Origin of the sequence: Pseudarthrobacter raffinosi (genome assembly GCF_023913735.1) — a bacterium.
Taxonomy (GTDB): Bacteria; Actinomycetota; Actinomycetes; order Actinomycetales; family Micrococcaceae; genus Arthrobacter; species Arthrobacter raffinosi.
This window is the reverse complement of the sequence record NZ_JAMXBH010000003.1, coordinates 153,663-170,514: the sequence shown is the minus strand read 5'-3', so window position 1 is coordinate 170,514 and position 16,852 is coordinate 153,663. Positions and strand designations below refer to the sequence as shown.

General features: G+C 65.1%; 21 protein-coding genes and 1 pseudogene. 17 read left to right on the top strand and 5 right to left on the bottom strand.

The features are described from left to right. Positions 1-18 precede the first annotated feature (18 nt). The 6 genes from NG698_RS04100 to NG698_RS04075 all read left to right on the top strand — a co-directional run bounded on the left by NG698_RS04100 (position 19) and on the right by NG698_RS04075 (position 5,626). Positions 19-816 (top strand): ABC transporter permease, encoded by a 798-nt coding sequence (locus NG698_RS04100; protein ID WP_252608181.1) that lies wholly within the window; start codon positions 19-21, stop codon positions 814-816. Beyond that, positions 813-1,586, top strand: coding sequence for an ABC transporter permease (locus NG698_RS04095; RefSeq protein ID WP_252608178.1), 774 nt, complete (start codon positions 813-815; stop codon positions 1,584-1,586). Before NG698_RS04100 ends, NG698_RS04095 begins: the two co-directional genes overlap by 4 nt. Next, the gene (locus NG698_RS04090) at positions 1,576-2,445 is read left to right on the top strand and encodes an ABC transporter ATP-binding protein (protein WP_374210076.1); all 870 of its coding nucleotides are present in this window, start codon (positions 1,576-1,578) and stop codon (positions 2,443-2,445) included. The genes NG698_RS04095 and NG698_RS04090 overlap by 11 nt, the downstream gene beginning before the upstream one ends. 41 nt (positions 2,446-2,486) lie before the next feature. Further along, entirely contained in the window at positions 2,487-4,184 is a 1,698-nt protein-coding gene (hutU, locus tag NG698_RS04085) for a urocanate hydratase (RefSeq protein ID WP_252608298.1), read from the top strand. Positions 4,185-4,213: 29 nt separating this feature from the next. Further along, complete coding sequence (locus tag NG698_RS04080) at positions 4,214-5,032, top strand: aromatic amino acid lyase (protein WP_252608177.1); 819 nt, start codon at positions 4,214-4,216, stop codon at positions 5,030-5,032. Between the two features lie 120 nt (positions 5,033-5,152). After that, the gene (locus tag NG698_RS04075; RefSeq protein ID WP_252598961.1) at positions 5,153-5,626 is read left to right on the top strand and encodes a sensor histidine kinase; all 474 of its coding nucleotides are present in this window, start codon (positions 5,153-5,155) and stop codon (positions 5,624-5,626) included. 9 nt (positions 5,627-5,635) lie between these two features. On the opposite strand, the pseudogene NG698_RS04070 reads toward NG698_RS04075, so the two are convergent. After that, positions 5,636-5,791 (bottom strand): annotated as a pseudogene (locus NG698_RS04070) (ACP phosphodiesterase); the annotation flags it as partial. A 123-nt stretch (positions 5,792-5,914) separates the two neighbouring features. Here NG698_RS04070 and NG698_RS21620 point away from each other — a divergent pair. Next, positions 5,915-6,049 (top strand): hypothetical protein, encoded by a 135-nt coding sequence (locus NG698_RS21620; RefSeq protein WP_256470778.1) that lies wholly within the window; start codon positions 5,915-5,917, stop codon positions 6,047-6,049. A gap of 133 nt (positions 6,050-6,182) precedes the next feature. Further along, the gene (locus tag NG698_RS04065; RefSeq protein ID WP_252608175.1) at positions 6,183-6,821 is read left to right on the top strand and encodes an SRPBCC family protein; all 639 of its coding nucleotides are present in this window, start codon (positions 6,183-6,185) and stop codon (positions 6,819-6,821) included. A gap of 188 nt (positions 6,822-7,009) precedes the next feature. Here the strand turns inward: NG698_RS04065 and NG698_RS04060 are convergent, their stop codons facing one another. After that, positions 7,010-7,954: an SMP-30/gluconolactonase/LRE family protein gene (locus NG698_RS04060; protein WP_252598965.1), complete on the bottom strand. Its 945-nt coding sequence runs from the start codon at positions 7,952-7,954 to the stop codon at positions 7,010-7,012. A gap of 211 nt (positions 7,955-8,165) precedes the next feature. Between NG698_RS04060 and NG698_RS04055 the strand changes: the two genes are divergently transcribed. Both NG698_RS04055 and NG698_RS04050 read left to right on the top strand, forming a co-directional pair. Next, positions 8,166-8,504, top strand: coding sequence for a hypothetical protein (locus NG698_RS04055; RefSeq protein ID WP_252598967.1), 339 nt, complete (start codon positions 8,166-8,168; stop codon positions 8,502-8,504). Positions 8,505-8,569: 65 nt separating this feature from the next. Continuing rightward, the gene (locus tag NG698_RS04050) at positions 8,570-9,223 is read left to right on the top strand and encodes a LysE family translocator (RefSeq protein WP_252608173.1); all 654 of its coding nucleotides are present in this window, start codon (positions 8,570-8,572) and stop codon (positions 9,221-9,223) included. A gap of 48 nt (positions 9,224-9,271) precedes the next feature. Here NG698_RS04050 and NG698_RS04045 read toward each other — a convergent pair whose 3' ends face one another. Continuing rightward, positions 9,272-9,658 (bottom strand): hypothetical protein, encoded by a 387-nt coding sequence (locus NG698_RS04045; RefSeq protein WP_252598972.1) that lies wholly within the window; start codon positions 9,656-9,658, stop codon positions 9,272-9,274. Between the two features lie 126 nt (positions 9,659-9,784). Here NG698_RS04045 and NG698_RS04040 point away from each other — a divergent pair, with 126 nt between their 5' ends. Beyond that, complete coding sequence (locus NG698_RS04040; RefSeq protein ID WP_252598973.1) at positions 9,785-10,381, top strand: dTMP kinase; 597 nt, start codon at positions 9,785-9,787, stop codon at positions 10,379-10,381. A 47-nt stretch (positions 10,382-10,428) separates the two neighbouring features. On the opposite strand, the gene NG698_RS04035 is transcribed toward NG698_RS04040, so the two are convergent. Next, a complete protein-coding gene (locus NG698_RS04035) occupies positions 10,429-10,827 on the bottom strand; it encodes a cupin domain-containing protein (protein WP_056341140.1) in 399 nt (132 codons plus the stop codon). 317 nt (positions 10,828-11,144) lie between these two features. Between NG698_RS04035 and bcp the strand changes: the two genes are divergently transcribed. Beyond that, entirely contained in the window at positions 11,145-11,624 is a 480-nt protein-coding gene (gene bcp, locus NG698_RS04030; RefSeq protein WP_252598974.1) for a thioredoxin-dependent thiol peroxidase, read from the top strand. A gap of 39 nt (positions 11,625-11,663) precedes the next feature. Next, positions 11,664-12,251: a GNAT family N-acetyltransferase gene (locus NG698_RS04025; RefSeq protein ID WP_252608171.1), complete on the top strand. Its 588-nt coding sequence runs from the start codon at positions 11,664-11,666 to the stop codon at positions 12,249-12,251. A gap of 228 nt (positions 12,252-12,479) precedes the next feature. On the opposite strand, the gene NG698_RS04020 is transcribed toward NG698_RS04025, so the two are convergent. After that, on the bottom strand, positions 12,480-12,827 hold the full coding sequence (locus NG698_RS04020) for a hypothetical protein (protein WP_252598977.1): 348 nt from the start codon (positions 12,825-12,827) through the stop codon (positions 12,480-12,482). 194 nt (positions 12,828-13,021) lie between these two features. Here NG698_RS04020 and NG698_RS04015 point away from each other — a divergent pair, with 194 nt between their 5' ends. Genes NG698_RS04015 through NG698_RS04000 form a run of 4 tightly spaced genes read left to right on the top strand, consistent with a single transcriptional unit; the run spans position 13,022 to position 16,841 of the window. Next, a complete protein-coding gene (locus NG698_RS04015) occupies positions 13,022-14,134 on the top strand; it encodes a PP2C family protein-serine/threonine phosphatase (protein WP_252608169.1) in 1,113 nt (370 codons plus the stop codon). After that, a complete protein-coding gene (locus NG698_RS04010) occupies positions 14,131-16,101 on the top strand; it encodes a glycosyltransferase family 2 protein (protein WP_252608167.1) in 1,971 nt (656 codons plus the stop codon). The genes NG698_RS04015 and NG698_RS04010 overlap by 4 nt, the downstream gene beginning before the upstream one ends. Further along, on the top strand, positions 16,091-16,423 hold the full coding sequence (locus tag NG698_RS04005) for an STAS domain-containing protein (RefSeq protein ID WP_252598980.1): 333 nt from the start codon (positions 16,091-16,093) through the stop codon (positions 16,421-16,423). Before NG698_RS04010 ends, NG698_RS04005 begins: the two co-directional genes overlap by 11 nt. Then, the gene (locus NG698_RS04000) at positions 16,416-16,841 is read left to right on the top strand and encodes an ATP-binding protein (protein ID WP_252598981.1); all 426 of its coding nucleotides are present in this window, start codon (positions 16,416-16,418) and stop codon (positions 16,839-16,841) included. Before NG698_RS04005 ends, NG698_RS04000 begins: the two co-directional genes overlap by 8 nt. Positions 16,842-16,852 lie beyond the last annotated feature (11 nt).

Here is a 16,852-nt window from a genome sequence, read left to right as displayed (position 1 = left end):
GATCCTTCAGGAAGAAGAATGGACAACACAAAGACGGCCCGACGACGGCCGACCAAGGAGTTGCTGGGCATCGCCGGGATCATAGGGTTTCTGCTGGTCTGGGAAGTGATTCCCAGAGTCGGCATCGTGGACGCCCGGTTCCTGCCGCCGGCGTCGGAGGTGATCCTGGCCTTGGTCCGTGACTTCGGCTTGGCCGCGTTCTGGCTAGCCGTTGGTGAAACAATGCTCGCGTGGCTCATCGGCTTGGTCATTGCGGTCCTTGCCGCGACCCTGTTGGGCTTCATCATTGGTTCCTCCGCCTTCCTGCGCAGCTTCACCAACTCCACAGTGGAGTTCCTCCGGCCCATCCCTTCGGTGGCGCTGATCCCCCTGGCTGTTCTGCTGTTCGGCGTCAAGATGGAGTCATCACTGATGCTCATCATCTACGCCTCGTTCTGGCAGATCTTCATCCAGGTTTTATACGGAGTGGCCGATGTGGATAACGTCGCCATGAATACAGCCAAAAGCTACGGGCTGGGTCAGTTTGCGAGGATCCGCCATGTGGTCTTTCCAACAGCGCTGCCCTACCTGATGACTGGGGTCCGTCTGGCAGCGTCGGTCGCGTTGATTCTGGCGATCACTGCCGAACTGGTGATCGGCTCCCCAGGGCTGGGCCGTGAAATTGCCCTAGCCCAATCCGGCGGCGCCATCGCAGGCATGTACGCCCTGGTGCTGGCCACCGGCCTCATCGGGGTTCTGATCAACCTCGTCATGCGCTTCGTGGAGCGCAAGACCCTGTCCTGGCACTCCTCGGTCCGCGCGGAAGTGATCGTATGAAAATTCTGAAAGGTATCGGCTACGCCGTCGGCCTGCCTACAATCCTGGTCCTGTTTTGGGCGGTGGCCACGGCCGGGGAGGCGAACTTCTTCGTCCCCACCCCAGCCACTCTCCTGGCCACCTTTGCAGAGACCTGGTTCGGAGACAGGATCCTCTCCGATGTGCTGCCCAGCATCGGTAGACTCATCGTCGGCGTGACCGCCGCCATCATCATCGGCATCGTGGCGGGGTTGCTGATCGGCTCAGTGAAATGGCTGAGGGACCTGACGGAACCGGTCCTCGAGTTCTTCCGGGCCATCCCACCGCCGGTCCTGGTGCCCGTGCTCATGCTGCTCATGGGCATCACGGACTCCATGAAAGTGGTGGTCATCATCTCCGGCTGCATCTGGCCGGTGTTGCTGAACACCATCGAAGGCGTACGGGCCATCGACGGGGTACTGTCCGATTCCGCACACACCTACGGGATCACCGGGCGCGCCCGAATCCGCCACCTCGTGTTGCCCAGCGCAGGCCCGCAGATCATGGCTGGAGTTCGCCAGTGCCTGTCCATCGGACTGATCCTGATGGTCATCTCCGAAATGTTCGCCTCCTCCTCCGGGCTGGGCTTCACCATCGTTCAGTTCCAGCGCTCCTTCGCCATCCCCGAAATGTGGTCCGGCATCGTGATCCTGGGTCTGATCGGAGTGGCCATGTCATTCATCTTCCAATTCACCGAGCGCCGCATCCTGCGCTGGTACCACGGCCTGCGAGAGGTAGAAAATGCCGTCTGAAACCACCGACAAAAACAACGTGACCAAACCTGCGCCGGCCGGCAGAACACTGCAGAACAATGACGCCATGCTCTCGGTCCGCGGCCTGAAGAAGGTCTACCAAACCGACGGGGGACCCATTGAAGCCGTCCGGAACCTGACCTTCGATCTCCGCGCAGGAGAGCTTGCATGCCTGGTGGGCCCCTCCGGGTCCGGCAAGACAACGCTCCTCAAATGCATCTCGGGGTTGATGGCTCCGACCGAGGGGCAGGTGCTGCTGGACGGGGTTCAGGTTTCCGGTCCGCCCAAGAAAATGGCCGTGGTCTTCCAGGAGTACGGCCGCTCCCTGTTCCCTTGGATGCGGGTGCGTGAGAACGTCGAACTGCCCCTGAAAAACCAGCGTATACCGAAGGCTGAACGCGACAGGCTCGTGGATGAAGCGCTCGAGGCTGTGGGCCTTTCCCACGTTCCGATGTCCTATCCCTGGCAGCTCTCCGGCGGCATGCAACAACGCGTAGCCATCGCCCGCGCCGTTGCCTACCAGCCGGAAGTCCTACTCATGGACGAGCCGTTCGCCGCCGTCGACGCCCAGACCCGCGCAGACCTGGAAGATCTGATTCGGACGGTATGGAAAAAGCTCGGGGTCACCATCCTGTTCGTCACCCACGACATCGACGAATCCGTCTACCTCGGGGAACGGGTAATCATCCTCTCGTCCTCACCAACGGTCATCCAGGAGGACCTGGTCATCGACCTCCCTGCCGAACGCGACCAGCTCAACACTCGGTCCCTGCCCCGCTTCACAGAACTGCGCCACCACGTATACGAGCAAATCCAGCTGGCGAAGGCAGGCCACCGCCCCGCCGCCGCCGCAAGGTAAACACCAAGGTTAGTACTGCACCACACCTGAAGGAGTCCCTTATTTCACCCGCCGATTTCACTACCGGTGCCCGCCCGGTCAAAGCTGCCCGCGGCACCGAGCTCACCGCCAAGAGCTGGCAGACCGAAGCCCCGCTGCGGATGCTGATGAACAACCTGGACCCTGAGGTCGCGGAGCGCCCGGATGATCTGGTGGTTTACGGCGGGACCGGCCGTGCCGTCCGGTCCTGGGCGGCGTTTGATGCGATCACCCGCACCCTCGAAACCATGGAGAACGACGAGACGCTGCTGGTCCAGTCCGGCAAGCCGGTCGGTGTGTTCCGGACCAACGAATGGGCGCCGCGGGTGCTGCTGGCGAACTCCAACCTCGTGGGCGACTGGGCCAACTGGCCCGAGTTCCGCCGGCTCGAGGCCGAGGGCCTGATGATGTACGGCCAGATGACCGCAGGGTCCTGGATCTACATCGGCACCCAGGGCATCCTGCAGGGCACCTTCGAGACCTTCGCCGCGATCGCCCGCAAACTCACCGGAGACGAGGACGGCACCCTCGCCGGCACCCTGACCCTCACCGGCGGCTGCGGCGGCATGGGCGGCGCGCAGCCGCTCGCCGTCACCCTGAACGAGGGCGCCTGCCTGATCGTCGACGTCGACGAAAGCCACCTCCGCCGCCGCGCCGGCAAACGCTACCTCGACGAGGTCGAAACCGACCTCGACACCGCCATCGCCAAGGTCCTGGCGGCCAAGGAGGAGCGCCGCGGCTGGTCCGTGGGCTATGTCGGGAACGCCGCCGAGGTCTTCCCCGAGATCCTGCGCCGCCACCGTGCGGGCGAACTCACGGTCGACATCGTCACGGACCAGACCTCCGCCCACGACCCGCTGTCCTACCTGCCCGAAGGCATCACGGTCCTGGAATGGCATACCGAGGCCGCCGCCGACCCGGAGGGCTTCACCAAGAAGGCCCAGGCCTCGATGGCCCGGCACGTCCAGGCCATGGTGGAGTTCCAGGACGCCGGTGCCGAGGTCTTCGACTATGGCAACTCCATCCGCGACGAGGCCCGCAAGGGCGGCTACACCCGTGCCTTCGAATTCCCCGGCTTCGTCCCGGCCTACATCCGCCCGCTGTTCTGCGAGGGTCTGGGCCCGTTCCGCTGGGTCGCGCTCTCCGGTGACCCCGAGGACATCGCGGTCACGGATGCGGCCATCAAGGAACTCTTCCCCGAGAACAAGCACCTGCACCGCTGGATCGACGCGGCCCAGGAACGGGTCGAGTTCGAGGGCCTGCCGGCCCGGATCTGCTGGCTCGGCTACGGCGACCGCGCCAAGGCCGGCCTGCTGTTCAACCAGCTCGTCAAGGACGGCAAGGTCAAGGCGCCCATCGTGATCGGCCGCGACCACCTGGACTCGGGCTCCGTCGCCTCGCCGTACCGGGAAACCGAGGCCATGGCCGACGGTTCGGACGCCATCGCGGACTGGCCGCTGCTCAACGCCCTGCTTAACACCGCCTCCGGCGCCACCTGGGTCTCGATCCACCACGGCGGCGGCGTCGGTATCGGCCGCTCCATCCACGCCGGCCAGGTCTCCGTCGCCGACGGCACCGACCTCGCCGCGCAGAAACTCGAACGCCTCCTCACCAACGACCCCGGCATGGGCGTCATCCGCCACGCCGACGCCGGCTACGACCGCGCACTCGACGTCGCCAAAGAGCGCGGCGTCCGCATCCCGATGAACGAAACCCGGTAACCGACCCCTTCGGTGGTCGAGCTGGGGAGGTGCGGGAATTCGGCGGGATCGGGACGGCCGACCTGGCGGCTTTGGCCGGGACCGCACTGACACTCCTGGGCGAGCGGCCAACGATGGGCGGCGGCATCATCCCCGAGGCGCTCGACGGCTGGGCCACGGAGGACGCCCTGCCATTTATCAGTTCCAGCGCGCTCACCGTTGCCCAGGCTGTGCTGGGCCATCAGAAACTTGCCGTCCTGATGGACAACCTCACGCTGGTGAGTGCTCTGTCCTTCACCGCAATGTCAGGCAATCCGGAAGCGTTCAGCCCTGAGGTGGCCCGGGCGATGGTCTTCGGCTCTGAGACCGACGGGACCAACGGGGTGGCCCATCACGGCCTCTTCCAGATGACAACCCTTGCCAGACGGATAGACGCACTGCACGTGGCCCTGGGGACGGCCTGCGCCACCAACCTCCGCCGGATAGACCTGCTCTGCGACCCCGCGTTCACGGGTCTCAACCGGTTCCTGGCAGCCGACGATTCCGGCCAATCCGGCGTCATGATGCTCGAATACGTCGCTGCAGCCGCCGCGGGGCTTGTACACGCCAACGCCCAGCCCGCGAGCCTGCAGGCAGTGGTCCTGTCCCTCGACGCCGAGGAGGACGCCAGCTTCGCCAGCCTGGCGGCATCCCGGCTGGACTCCACCGTCCAGGCGCTGGCGACCATGACGGCCGTTGAATTGGTGTGTTCAGCGCGGGCCCGCGGATGCAGGGACGGAAAACGTCCGAGTTCGGCAATCTACTGCTCAGGAGAGCCCTCGAAACCGGATTCACGTTGCCGGCTGCCGGCCTTGCGACGACACCGGTAAAACAACACGGAATCTTCCCCGAAGAATTGATCCAATCTTGAGCTAACCCTTGGCAACCCATGCAGTTGGCGGTCCACGCTGGATCCATCACCACAAAACGGCGGGGAAGCAGGAAGATTCATGGGGAAGGAATCAGCTCTGGACGAGGTCGTCGCGGTGGGAGGACTGATCACTGATCACCACCCCCTCGACTTCCACACCTTGGGGCTGGCCGGTTGCATTGACCGGCTGACCGGACCCCTCCGTCAGCAAGGAACAGCAGTCCGCTGGGATACTCCGCACTGGGGCATCGAGATCCCGGCGGACTGCGCGCTCCTCCTCTACCAATCGGCCCGCGAAGCGCTGAGCAACGCCTTCAAGTACTCCGACGCCGCCGAGCTCACCGTCCAGTTGTCCGCCGTTGACCACGGCATCCGTCTTGTAGTGTCCGACGACGGCACGGGCTTTGACAGCCAGCTCGCCTTGCGCGGCCGGCACCACGGGTACGGGCTGCGGCTGATGTCGGTGGCCGTGCACGAGGCCGGCGGCACCATTGACGTCCGTTCGAAGCCGGGGCAGGGCACTACCGTGACGGTAACCCTGCCCCTGGACTGACACGCTTGGTTACCGGGACAGCTTCTCCGGGTCCGGTTCGAGGTCGCCGATGTGGCCCGGGGCGTTCGCTGCCAGCACGCGCTGGACGAACGCGCCGTATTCCTCCATGTAGTTCCGCAGGAACTTGGCGGTGCCCTCATTCCGGACGTCGCCGTCGTCGCCAAAGAGGGCGCGTCCAGCACAGAACACGTGCCGCGGCCAAAGCTCTGGAAGGGTTCTTGACACCCCGCTTCGGGAGGCGCTGAATGATGGTTGAGGCACATTTCACACACCATAGGAGCGGTTGAGATGAAGGAAAAACCAGTCGTGGCGCAGCGCATCCACAGCGAGGCTCCGGCCGAAGGGGACGAGTTGGCGGACCCCACCGACATCCGAGTGCACTCCCAGGAACCCGCCGAAGGCGTCGACACGGACGACGACTAACCGCCGTCTCCCTCCCCTCCGGCTCGCCCCGCCCCTGAAGCCTTGCCTCTGACGCCTTGCCCACAACGGCGATAGGTAAGCATACTGACTGTATTCAGTTTGTCATCAGACCGTTCCAGTCAAAGGAGACGTTGTGAGCAGCAAAGTCGAGAAGCGGATTGTGGTTGACGTGCCGGTCAGCACCGCCTACAACCAGTGGACCCAGTTCGAGGATTTTCCGCAGTTCATGGGTGGCGTGGAGAGCGTGACCCAGCTCAGTGCGGACCGCCTGAAGTGGGTGGCCCATATCGCCGGGGTCCGCCGTCAGTGGGAAGCCACCATCGTGGAGCAGATCCCGGACCGCAGGATCGAGTGGGCGTCCACCGAAGGGGCCACGAACTCCGGCGTTGTGGAATTCTCCGACGCCGGCGGCAACAAGACCGAGCTCTCCCTCACCCTGGAGTACCAGCCGGAGGGCATGGTGGAGAAGGTGGGCGACCTCCTCCACGTCGTGGCCCGCCAGGCGGAGCACGACCTGAAGAAGTTCAAGGAATTCATCGAACACGAGGGCCATGCCACGGGCGCCTGGCGGGAATCCGTCCCCAAGGGCGAGCCGTCGGCGCACAACCGGTACACGCACCCGTTCGACCAGACCGGCGGGATGGTCGATCTTGAGGGCGAGTCGGACGGCTCGGCAGAGGGCGAGATCCGCAGCGCGGCCCAACGCAAGGTCAAGAAACCGGACGACGACGGCACCATCCCACCGCTCGGCGGTACCTTGGGCGACCGCTGACGGGCGGAGTCGCTGACTGGCGGAGTCGCAGACTGGCTGAGTCGAACCTACGGTGCCGCCCGCCGTCGTACTTTGCAACAACAGTACGCGGCATCAGCTGCCCTGCCCCATACAAGCTGCCCGGCCCCGCACGAGCGGTGCTGCCCCGCACCGCTCAAGCGGGGCAGCACCGTCCCTACGTAAGCGGCCTAATCGCGGGCCGGCACCAGCACTACTTCGTGGGGGCTGGCCGGCCGCATGAACTGTGCATTCACAGCAGCCAGGGTGTTCCCGAACCGCGCAACCGTGGTGGGAACATCGAAGTGGGGACTGGTGATGGTATCCTCGATCTCGCCGGAGGAGAGATCATTGGAGAGGTCAATCCGGACGATCTGGTTCAGGAAGTTCTGCACCGCCCAGACGGTATGGCCCCGGACTAGGATGCCGTCAACATTCGGCACATCCACACCCTCGATCAAGGCACTATCGCCGGTCTCCGGGTCGACGGTGTAGAGGGCCCTGTTGTTCGAATGAGCCACGATCAGGACCCGGCCGCCCTTGGCGGCGGCAATGCCGTTGAGGTCGAAGCCCGGAGTCAGCTCGGCAGCCGGCCCGCACAGCGGCAGGATCTCAACAGTGCCCAGCTCGCCGTGCCTGCCCACCGGGAGGAAGTAGAGCTCGCCGGCGGCGGAGTTCGTGAACCAGGCGCCGTCCCGCGTCAGGGCGACGTCGTTGATGAAACCAGGAGCGAGCGTGAAATCCTCAACAGGCTCGCCTGATTCGGTGTCGTACACGAAGGCCTTGCCGGTGCCGCCGCCCGCTACGAACAGCAGGTTATTACGGGTATCGGCCTTCATCCCGACGGCGGCCCTGGGCTGCGAATCAAAGTCCGATACGTCTATGAATAACCGCGCTTTGCCTTCACGGATGTCGCCGCGGTAAATGTCCCCAAGTGCCAGGTCTCCGGCGTAGAAGGTTCTTCCCTTGCCGGCGGCGATCCCCTCGGCGGAGGTGGCGCCCTTGAGCACAATGACTGAGTCTTCCGGCGGCGACGCCGAGGCCGGGAGGACAGGCGCCAACAGCCCCATGAGTGCAATGAACCCAATGGCGGTACGGCGCTGTACTTTTCCTGAATTCTGGGTTGTGCGGGCCATGATTCTTCCTTGAATTTAGGTGATCCGCACGGGCCAACCTGCGGCAGGCCCGCACGATTGTCCTGCCAGTCTATGCACCCTGAGAACCGGCCCGCCAGAGTCCGGAGCCCCCTCCTTGTGCGGTCACACTCCGCCCTCCTGAGCCCCCGGATCCGCAAGCTGCCGCGGTCTCTGCTTACAATCGAAACCTCAATCAACTACTGAGGGACCCATGAAGAAACTCGCCACCGCCCTGATCGCTGCCGGCCTCGTGCTTTCCGCTTCTGCGTGCACCACGCCCACCAAACTTTCCACCCCCGAAACCTGCGACCGCGTCAAGGCTGTCCTGGCGAACCCCGCGAACAACGTGGGCAAGACCGGCCTGGTGCGTCTCGCCAACCAGATCCGGCCCATCGAAGTTGTGGCATCGGATGACCTCAAGCCTGCGCTCGGATCCATCATCGAGTTCACGGACGAGTCCGCCAAGGAAGCCCCGGACGAGGCCAAGCTCACCGAGCTGGAGGCCAAGTACCAGGAAGCCGGCGCCGCCTTCACGAAGCACTGCAGCTAAGACGCCTCCCGCGTTAACGTTCGACGGCGGCCGGTTGGCCGCCGTCGTCGGCTCATCCTTGGCTCGTGGATCTCTATCAGTCACTGCTCTCGTTCGGCCTTGTGGCCGGACTCCTGACGCTGGTTCCGGGCATCGATACGGCACTGGTGCTCCGTTCATCCCTCGCCAGGACCCGCGGTTTCGCCTTCGCCACGGCCCTGGGCATCTCCACCGGACTGATGGTGTGGGGAATCGCGGCAGCTGTGGGCGTCTCAGCGCTGCTGGCAGCATCTGAGCTGGCGTACCGGGCGCTCACCATCGCCGGTGCCGCCTACATGGTCTGGCTTGGCGCTTCCCTGCTGTGGAAGAGCCGGGCCAAGGACGCGTCGTCCGCCTCGCCTGCCGCCGAGGTTGGAGCGCCGGCCGCCTCCCGCCATCAACTGTTCCAGGGCTGGCTGACCGGGACAGGCACTAATCTGCTCAATCCGAAGGTCGGCGTTTTCTACATCGCCACGATTCCCCAGTTCATCCCGCCGGGGGCGCCTCCGCTGCTGATGGGAATTTTGCTGGCCGGCGTCCACTGCGTCCTGGGCCTTGCGTGGCTGACCTTCCTGATTTTCGGAGCAGGTTTCGCCTCCAAATGGCTGAAAAGCGCCCGCAGCCTCCGGACCATCGACCGCATCACCGGCACCATCCTGATCGGTTTCGGGCTGCGGCTCGCCCTCGAACCACAGCACTGATACGGGTCCCTGGAACGGGTCCCCTGTGGCCGGCCCTCGTGCCGGCCTTTAGTTCAGGGACAGGGCCAGGTAAAGGACTGTCAGGATCACCACTGTGGGTGTCATGACCAGGCGCTCCGGTTTGCTGCGGGAGATTCCGTTCAGCACGATGCCCACCGCGAAATAGGCCGTCAGCACCCAACAGAAGACGTCCGTGATGCCTTGGTTCACCAGCGGGGCCGCCATGCCAGCCTTGGCCAGGGCAACATAGGCGAAGAGCACGTAAAGGATGATCGAGGTGGCGCTGCCCATCCGCAGCTTGGTGGGCAGGACGTTGTGCTGGCCTCCCCACGCGAACCGTCCCAGTGGCGCTCCCGCGATCAGGGCGGCCTGAAAAACCGCGAGCGCGGCCAAAAGTACACACGCAACAATCGCGGCTAGCTGGGCTAACTGCATCGAAGATCCCCATTCTGCGGGTGCCTGTTGCAGGCGCCGTCCGGACGTAAGCTTAATGTGACCTCCGCCTCATGATGGGACGATCACGCTGTCCCTTCCGTTAAACCATTGGCGAAAGGAGGCCATGTGCTTATTGTCTTAACCGGAATCGACGGCTCGGGAAAATCCACGGCCGCCCGCGCCTTGGTAGATGCGGCCCAGGCTGACGGCGAAAACGCCCTGCTGCTCAGCAACCATGCCGGCAGGCGGAGCATGTCCGTGCTGGCTGAACGGCTGGCCATCCGCTGGCCCCGCCGCCTGGCCGACGCCGTGGAAACCACCCTCCGCGTGGCCAACGTGCTGGTGTCCCATGCCCGAGCCGGCCGTGTCGACGGACTGGTGGTGATGGACCGGCACCTCCACTGCCAGCTGGCCCTGCGCGCGGCCAAAGGACTGCGGCGTGGCCGCCTGCTCCCCTGGCTGATTTCGTCCCTGCCGGAGCCTGACGCCGTGGTGCACCTGGACGTTGAGCCCGCGCTGGCACACCAGCGCATCGTGGCCCGCGGCACCGATTCTGAGACGCTGGCTGACCTGGTGGACCTGCGGGACGCCTACCGCTCCATGCCCGAATACCCCGGTTTCGTACAGCTCGACGCCGACTGCCCGCCGGCCGAGGTTGTGGCCAGGCTCAAGCGGATCGTGCACAAGCGGCTCGTGCGCGCGGAAATTGCCGTGGCTGTATAGCCCCCACCCTAGCCCCGGCAGGCCAGCTCCGACTCAAATCAGCGCGCTCAAATCAGCGCGTGGGATCCCCTGCTCCGCGGCCGACCGAAGGACGCCGTACCCAGGAATTCAATGGCGACGAACGGCTCGGAGCCAACCACCCACTCATCGTGCCCGGGAGGCAACGCATAGGTGTCATGGGCGCGGATGGTGGACCTCACGCCGTCGGACGTTTGAATCTCCAGGCTTCCGGACACACAGTAACCGAGGTGGTTGTGCTCGCAGAAGTCCGTCAGTTCAGTAGGCTTGGCGGACTCGGACCAGCGCCAGCCTGGAGCGAGGATGAGGCGGGCCACCGAGTAGTCGTCAACCGTGACGAGATCGAACTCGGCCTTGTCCGGACACCGCTTCTTGTCCGGGATGTCAAGGGATTTAACAGCCAGTGCTCTGATGAAATTTGCGGTCATGGGGAAACAGCCTTGGGATCATTTGCGGCGGGCGCTTAGGGCTGGGACCAAGCGGTTGTGCGTGGATGCCGGCTAGCGGCTACGTAGTGCGGATCACGTACTGCGGAGACCAGAAGTGCGTACCTCTAACCGTATCCATACGGCGCCTCAAGTCAATGGACCGCCGGACATTCGCAGAACGGGTAACTGACCCCCGCACACGTCCCTGCCCCGGACCAGCCGGAATACTTCAAATGACGCCGGAGTTGTTGTTCAAAGTGGAAAGCCGATTCACTGGTTTCCTGTCTTTTGCCATCAGAGTCTCCCGAAGGAACGCCATGAGCCCCCAACTGACCATCAAACTTCAGCCAGGTACCCAGGCCCCCGAGTTCACGCTGCAGGACGCCGAGGGCAAGGAAACCTCCCTGGCCAACTACCGCGGCAAGAACGTCATCGTGTACTTCTACCCGGAGGCGGCAACCCCCGGGTGCACCACCGAGGCCTGCGATTTCCGCGACAGCCTCTTATCCCTGCAGTCCTCCGGTTATGAAGTCCTGGGCATCTCCCCCGACGCCCCGGAGAAGCTGGCTAACTTCACCGGCGACTTCAACCTGACCTTCCCGCTGCTCTCCGACGAGGACCACGAAGTAGCCCTGGCCTACGGCGCGTGGGGAGAAAAGCTGGTCGACGGCGAGATCGTCGAAGGCCTCGTCCGCTCCACCGTGGTGGTGGATCCGGCGGGCAACGTGGCGCTGGCGCAGTACCAGGTCAAGGCGCAGGGTCACGTCGCTGCCCTGCGGGAGTCCCTGGGGGTCTAGTCTGACGGGGCACAGGTACCCACCAACCGGGAGTCAGGCATGGCGATCGAAGTCCGTCCCGGAACGCTGTTCGAAGACGTCAAAACGCTGGTTGGACCCAAGCGGCCCGATGCCAACGTGTGCTGGTGCCTGAGCTACCGCATCCCGTCCAAGCAGAACCTTGCGCTGCGCGGAACAGCCCGCGGCGACCTGATGAAGGAGCTGGTGGCGCAGGATCCGCCGCCAGGGGTTCTGGCGTACGACGGCGACGAAGTAGTCGGGTGGGCAGCTGTCCATCCGCGCGCCGACACCAGCTTTGCCCGCAACCGCAGGATTCCGCACGTGGACGACCTCGATGTTTGGTCTGTGTGGTGCATCCGGGTCCGGCCCGGTTACCGCGGCAAAGGGATCTCCCATCACCTGCTCAAAGGTGCCGTGGAGCTGGCCCGCGGATACGGCGCGCCCGCCATTGAGGGGTACCCGGTGGACAACGGCGGCAGCAAGGTGGACCTCACCATGGCGTACGTGGGCACGCGCAAGCTCTTCGAGAAGGCCGGGTTCGTCAAGGCCGCTGATACGGATTCGGTACTCAACGGATTCCCGCGCGTCCTGATGCGCCGGAACCTGCGCCGATTCCGCGCGTACTGACGCGGGACCAGCTGACGCAAACTGCGCTACATCAGGGTTTCTTCCACCAGCTGCTCGGCCAGTCGTTGTCTATGAACCACAAGGCCAGCAGCACCGCGTCCATGGTCAGAAGCCCAGCTAAAAGATAAGCCCACCCGGTGTACCAATGCACGGCAATCTCCTGACCTGGTATCCCCCAGCCACTCGATTGTCACCAAGTGTGGCACGGAAAGGGTCAGGAGGGAACGGCTACTTTGCGAGCGCCGCCAGGCGGCCGTGAACTTCGGTTTCGCGGTTGAGGAGGCGGGTGAGCTGTTCGACTTTTTCCGAGAGCTCCACGCCGACGGCCAGCCGGTCCCCCGGCCAGCTCGAGGCCTCCCAGGACTCCCCCAGGGCCTGGGCCAGCGAGCGGGATAGCGAGCGGAGTTTCCAGGAATGGCTCAGGTAGTGAACGGTGCTGCGCGGGCGGCGTCCCTGCTTCAAGAGCCGCCGCCACGAGCGCCCCAGCCTGCCGGGCAGTCTGACGGGCAGTCTGACGGATTCCGTTGGTTCCATAAGTCCTGCACCGTCCTCCGGCAATCCGCGCAATTCCTTCAAAGCTGGTCCTTCGAGTGTGGCCAAGGAGCCTCAAGGTCCCATCAAGGGCGGGCAAGTATTCCGGCAAGTCTGGGCCACGCCAGGCCGGTCAATGGCCGACCGCCCCGGAATGTCGAGTGCTGCACCCGACTTTCAACCCTCGTTGTCAGGTCTATGACATGCTTCACGGGCCCTAATACTGTAGAAGTAGAGGCATGCCTTCCATGCCCGAACCGCGCCGTGCCGTTGTGATTGAGGACGATCCGGACATCCGAGGCCTCCTTGTCCGGATCCTGACCAAGCAGGGTTTCGAGGTCACCCACGCTGAAGCCGGCCTGCCCGGCGTGGAGGAGGTCCGCCGCGCCAAGCCGGATCTCATCACACTGGACCTGAACCTCCCGGACGTGGACGGGCTGGAAGTCTGCAAACTCCTCCGTGAATTCTCTGATGCCTTCATCGTGATGCTCACCGCCCGTGCCGACGAACTGGACAAGCTCACGGGCTTGGACAACGGCGCCGATGACTACATCAGCAAGCCATTCAGCCCGCGCGAACTCCAATCCAGGATCAACGCCCTGTTCCGCCGCCGGCAGCCGTCCGCCGCGGACACAGCCGTGGCGAGCGAGCTGGAACGCGCCACGGAGGTCCAGCAGAGCCTGCTACCCCAGGAGGACGTCCGGGTGGACGGGTACGACGTCGCCGGCGTCTTCCGCCCCTCCCGCAGCGTCGGCGGTGACTTCTACGATTGGTACCGCACGCGGGAGGGCCTGCACCTGACGTTCGCCGATGCCATGGGCAAGGGCATGGGCGCCGCCCTCATCGCGGCCACCGTCCGGGCCGTCATGCGGTCCACGGGACAGCGCCAGGACCTGGACGCCGCCTTCGCCTCCGCCAGCACCACCATCGCGGCGGACCTGGATTCCTCCAACTCATTTGTCACCCTCTTCCACGCCCGCCTGGACGCCGCTTCCGGCGTCGTCAGCTATGTCGACGCCGGCCACGGACTGGCGCTGCATGTCACCGCAGAGGGGTCGGCGCACCGTCTTCCCAGCGGCGGTCCGCCCGTGGGCGCCTGGGCCGGATCCGCCTGGCCGCAGTCCGCCGTCGGCCTGGCCCCGGGAGACTCCCTGGTGGTGGCCAGCGACGGCGTGCTGGACGTTTTTGACTCGGTGGAGCAATTCACTGAGGCGGTGCTCGCCGCAGCCCATGGCCAGGTTTCTGCGCAGTCCGCCAGCGACGCCATCATGGCACTGGCCCCTGCCGAAACCGCCGAGGATGACGTCACCGTAGTGGTGGTCCGCCGCCTGCCTGAGCCAGCCCCGGCATGACGCGCTTCTGGACCCGCCTGGTGGTGGTCCTGACGGTCATATTCGGCCTGAACTATGTGGGCTGGCGCTGGGCGTCCTCGCTGAACTGGGACGCCTGGTGGATCGCCGTGCCCTTGGTGCTGGCTGAGACCTACAGCCTGATCGACGTGATGCTGTTCGGGATGACCGTGTGGCAGCTCAAGATCCGCAAGGGAGCCCCCGCGCCGCCCCACGATGCCACCGTGGACGTCTTCATCACCACATACAACGAAGACCTGGACATGGTGATGACCACTGCCCTGGCGGCCCAGAAGATCCGGCACCCGCACAGCACCTGGATTCTCGACGACGGCGCCCGCCCCGAGCTGAAGGCCCTCGCCGAAGAGCACGGGCTGGGTTATGTGACGCGGAGCGAGGACTGGACCAGCAACGTGCCGCGCCACGCCAAGGCCGGCAACCTGAACAACGCCCTGATGGTCACGCACGGCGAATTCCTGCTGATCCTGGACGCGGACCAGGTCCCCGAACCGGACATCCTGGAAAAGACCCTCGGCTATTTCAACAACCGCCGGGTAGCCCTGGTCCAGACCCCGCAATACTTCAGCAACGTGCCCGCCCACGATCCACTCGGCAGCCAGGCACCCCTGTTCTACGGCCCCATCCAGCAGGGCAAGGACGGCTGGAACGCGGCGTTCTTCTGCGGCTCCAACGCCATCCTGCGCCGCGACGCACTGATGCAGCTGGGCCTGGTGGGCTACGTCAAGGAGACTGAAAAGAGCATCCGCCGTGCCCTCACGGCTTCCCGGTCCGCCATCCGCCAGGCGCGGAAATCCGCTGACATGGACACCCCGCTCGTAGCTGAAGTGCTGGACGCGGTGGAGGCCGCCACCCGCGAAGCCCAGGAGCAGCTGGCCGCCGGACAGCCGTTGAGCGAGATCACCTACCGGGTCCGCCGGCGCGTGGACGCGGCCGTGCAGACGCTGGTCCAGGCTGACATGTCCGCGCTGCAGGCCGACCTCGAAGAGATCGCCGCCATGGAACTCGCCCAGGTGGGTGACGCCGGCGTCCCAGTCGTGGCCGACGACGCCGTCCAGCGCATGTCGGCCCGTGACTGGTCGCCGCTCGGCGCGCTGGAATCCGTGCAGGCCGTCCTGGATGCCCTGAGCGTTGAGCGCAACGACGAAGCCCAGCCGGTCATGCCGCTGGCCACCATCTCCGTCACCGAGGACATGGCCACGGCAATGCGCATGCACGCCATGGGCTGGGAAAGCGTCTACCACCACGAGATCCTGGCCTATGGACTGGCGCCCGAGGACCTCAAGACCATGCTGACCCAGCGCCTCCGCTGGGCGCAGGGGACCATGCAGGTGCTGCTGCGCGAGAACCCGCTGGTGCAGAAAGGCCTGAAGATCGGCCAGCGGCTCATGTACTTCGCCACCATGTGGACCTACCTGAGCGGCTACGCGGCGGTCATCTACTTCGCCGCCCCCATCATCTACCTGCTGCTGGGCGTCCTGCCCGTGGCCAGCCTCAGCTGGGACTTCTTCCTGCGGTTCATCCCGTTTATGGTCGCCAACCAGGTGCTGTTCGCGGTGGCCGGCCGGGGAATCCCCACCTGGCGCGGGCAGCAGTACAGCCTGGCGCTGTTCCCCACCTGGATCAAGGCGTGTTCGACGGCGGCCCGGAACGTCTGGTTCGGCCGCCCCCTCGGGTTCGCCGTCACCCCCAAAGCCCGCCAGACCGGCGGCCCCAGCTGGAGCCTCATCCGGCCCCAGATTGCGGTGAGTGTGCTGCTGGCGGTGGCCGCCGTCGTCGGGATTATCCGCCTGGCCACGGGACTGGCGGAGCCGCTTGGCACGCTGGTGAACGTGGGCTGGGTTATTTTTGACCTGGTGGTCATGAGCATCCTGGTCCGGGCTGTTTTGTACAAGGGCTACGAACCCGCTGTGGACGTTGATGCTGGAGAGAGGAAAGCCGATGGAGTTTAGTTACGTGGTCAAGGATTCGTACGCGGAGGTCAAGGCGGACGGGCGGCTGAACATGGTGTCCGCGCCCAAGCTGCGCGAATTCGTCACCGATGTGATCGCCGGCGGTTCCTCGCGGATCGTGGTGAACCTGGAGAACACGGCGTTTATGGATTCCTCCGGCCTCGGCGCGCTGATCGGCTGCCTCAAGGCCGCCCGTCAGGCCGGCGGGGACCTGCGCATCGCCGCCGTCCAGCCGCAGGTCAAAATGGTTCTTGAGCTGACCAGCATGGACCGGGTGTTGACTGCCTACGCCTCCGCCGACGATGCGTTCAGCAATGACTGAGGTCCTGGCCCGGCGGACGTTCCGGGGACTGTCCGCTGCTGAGTCCATCGACTCCGTCCACAACGAACTGGACAAACTCTGGGAGGACGCCCCGTTCGTCCAGGCCATGGACCAGATGACCTTCACCACGGCGGTGATCGAGGCCGCGTCCAACATCGTCCAGCACGCGCGGCCGGCCAAGGCGCAGAAACCCGTGGAGCTGGGAGTGGACATCAGCGTCCAGCCCACCCTCCTGCAGGCCCGGGTCAGTGCGTTCTTCGCCAAGCCGCCGTTCGGCCCCCTGGAACCGGGAACCCCGGACGACGATTCCGAGTCCGGCCGCGGCCTGGCGCTCATCGAGGCGCTGGTCACCACCGTGACCTTCGAACGGCAGGACGGCACCAACACCTGGATCCTGTCCCGGACGTCACAGCCCTGACCCTCCCCACC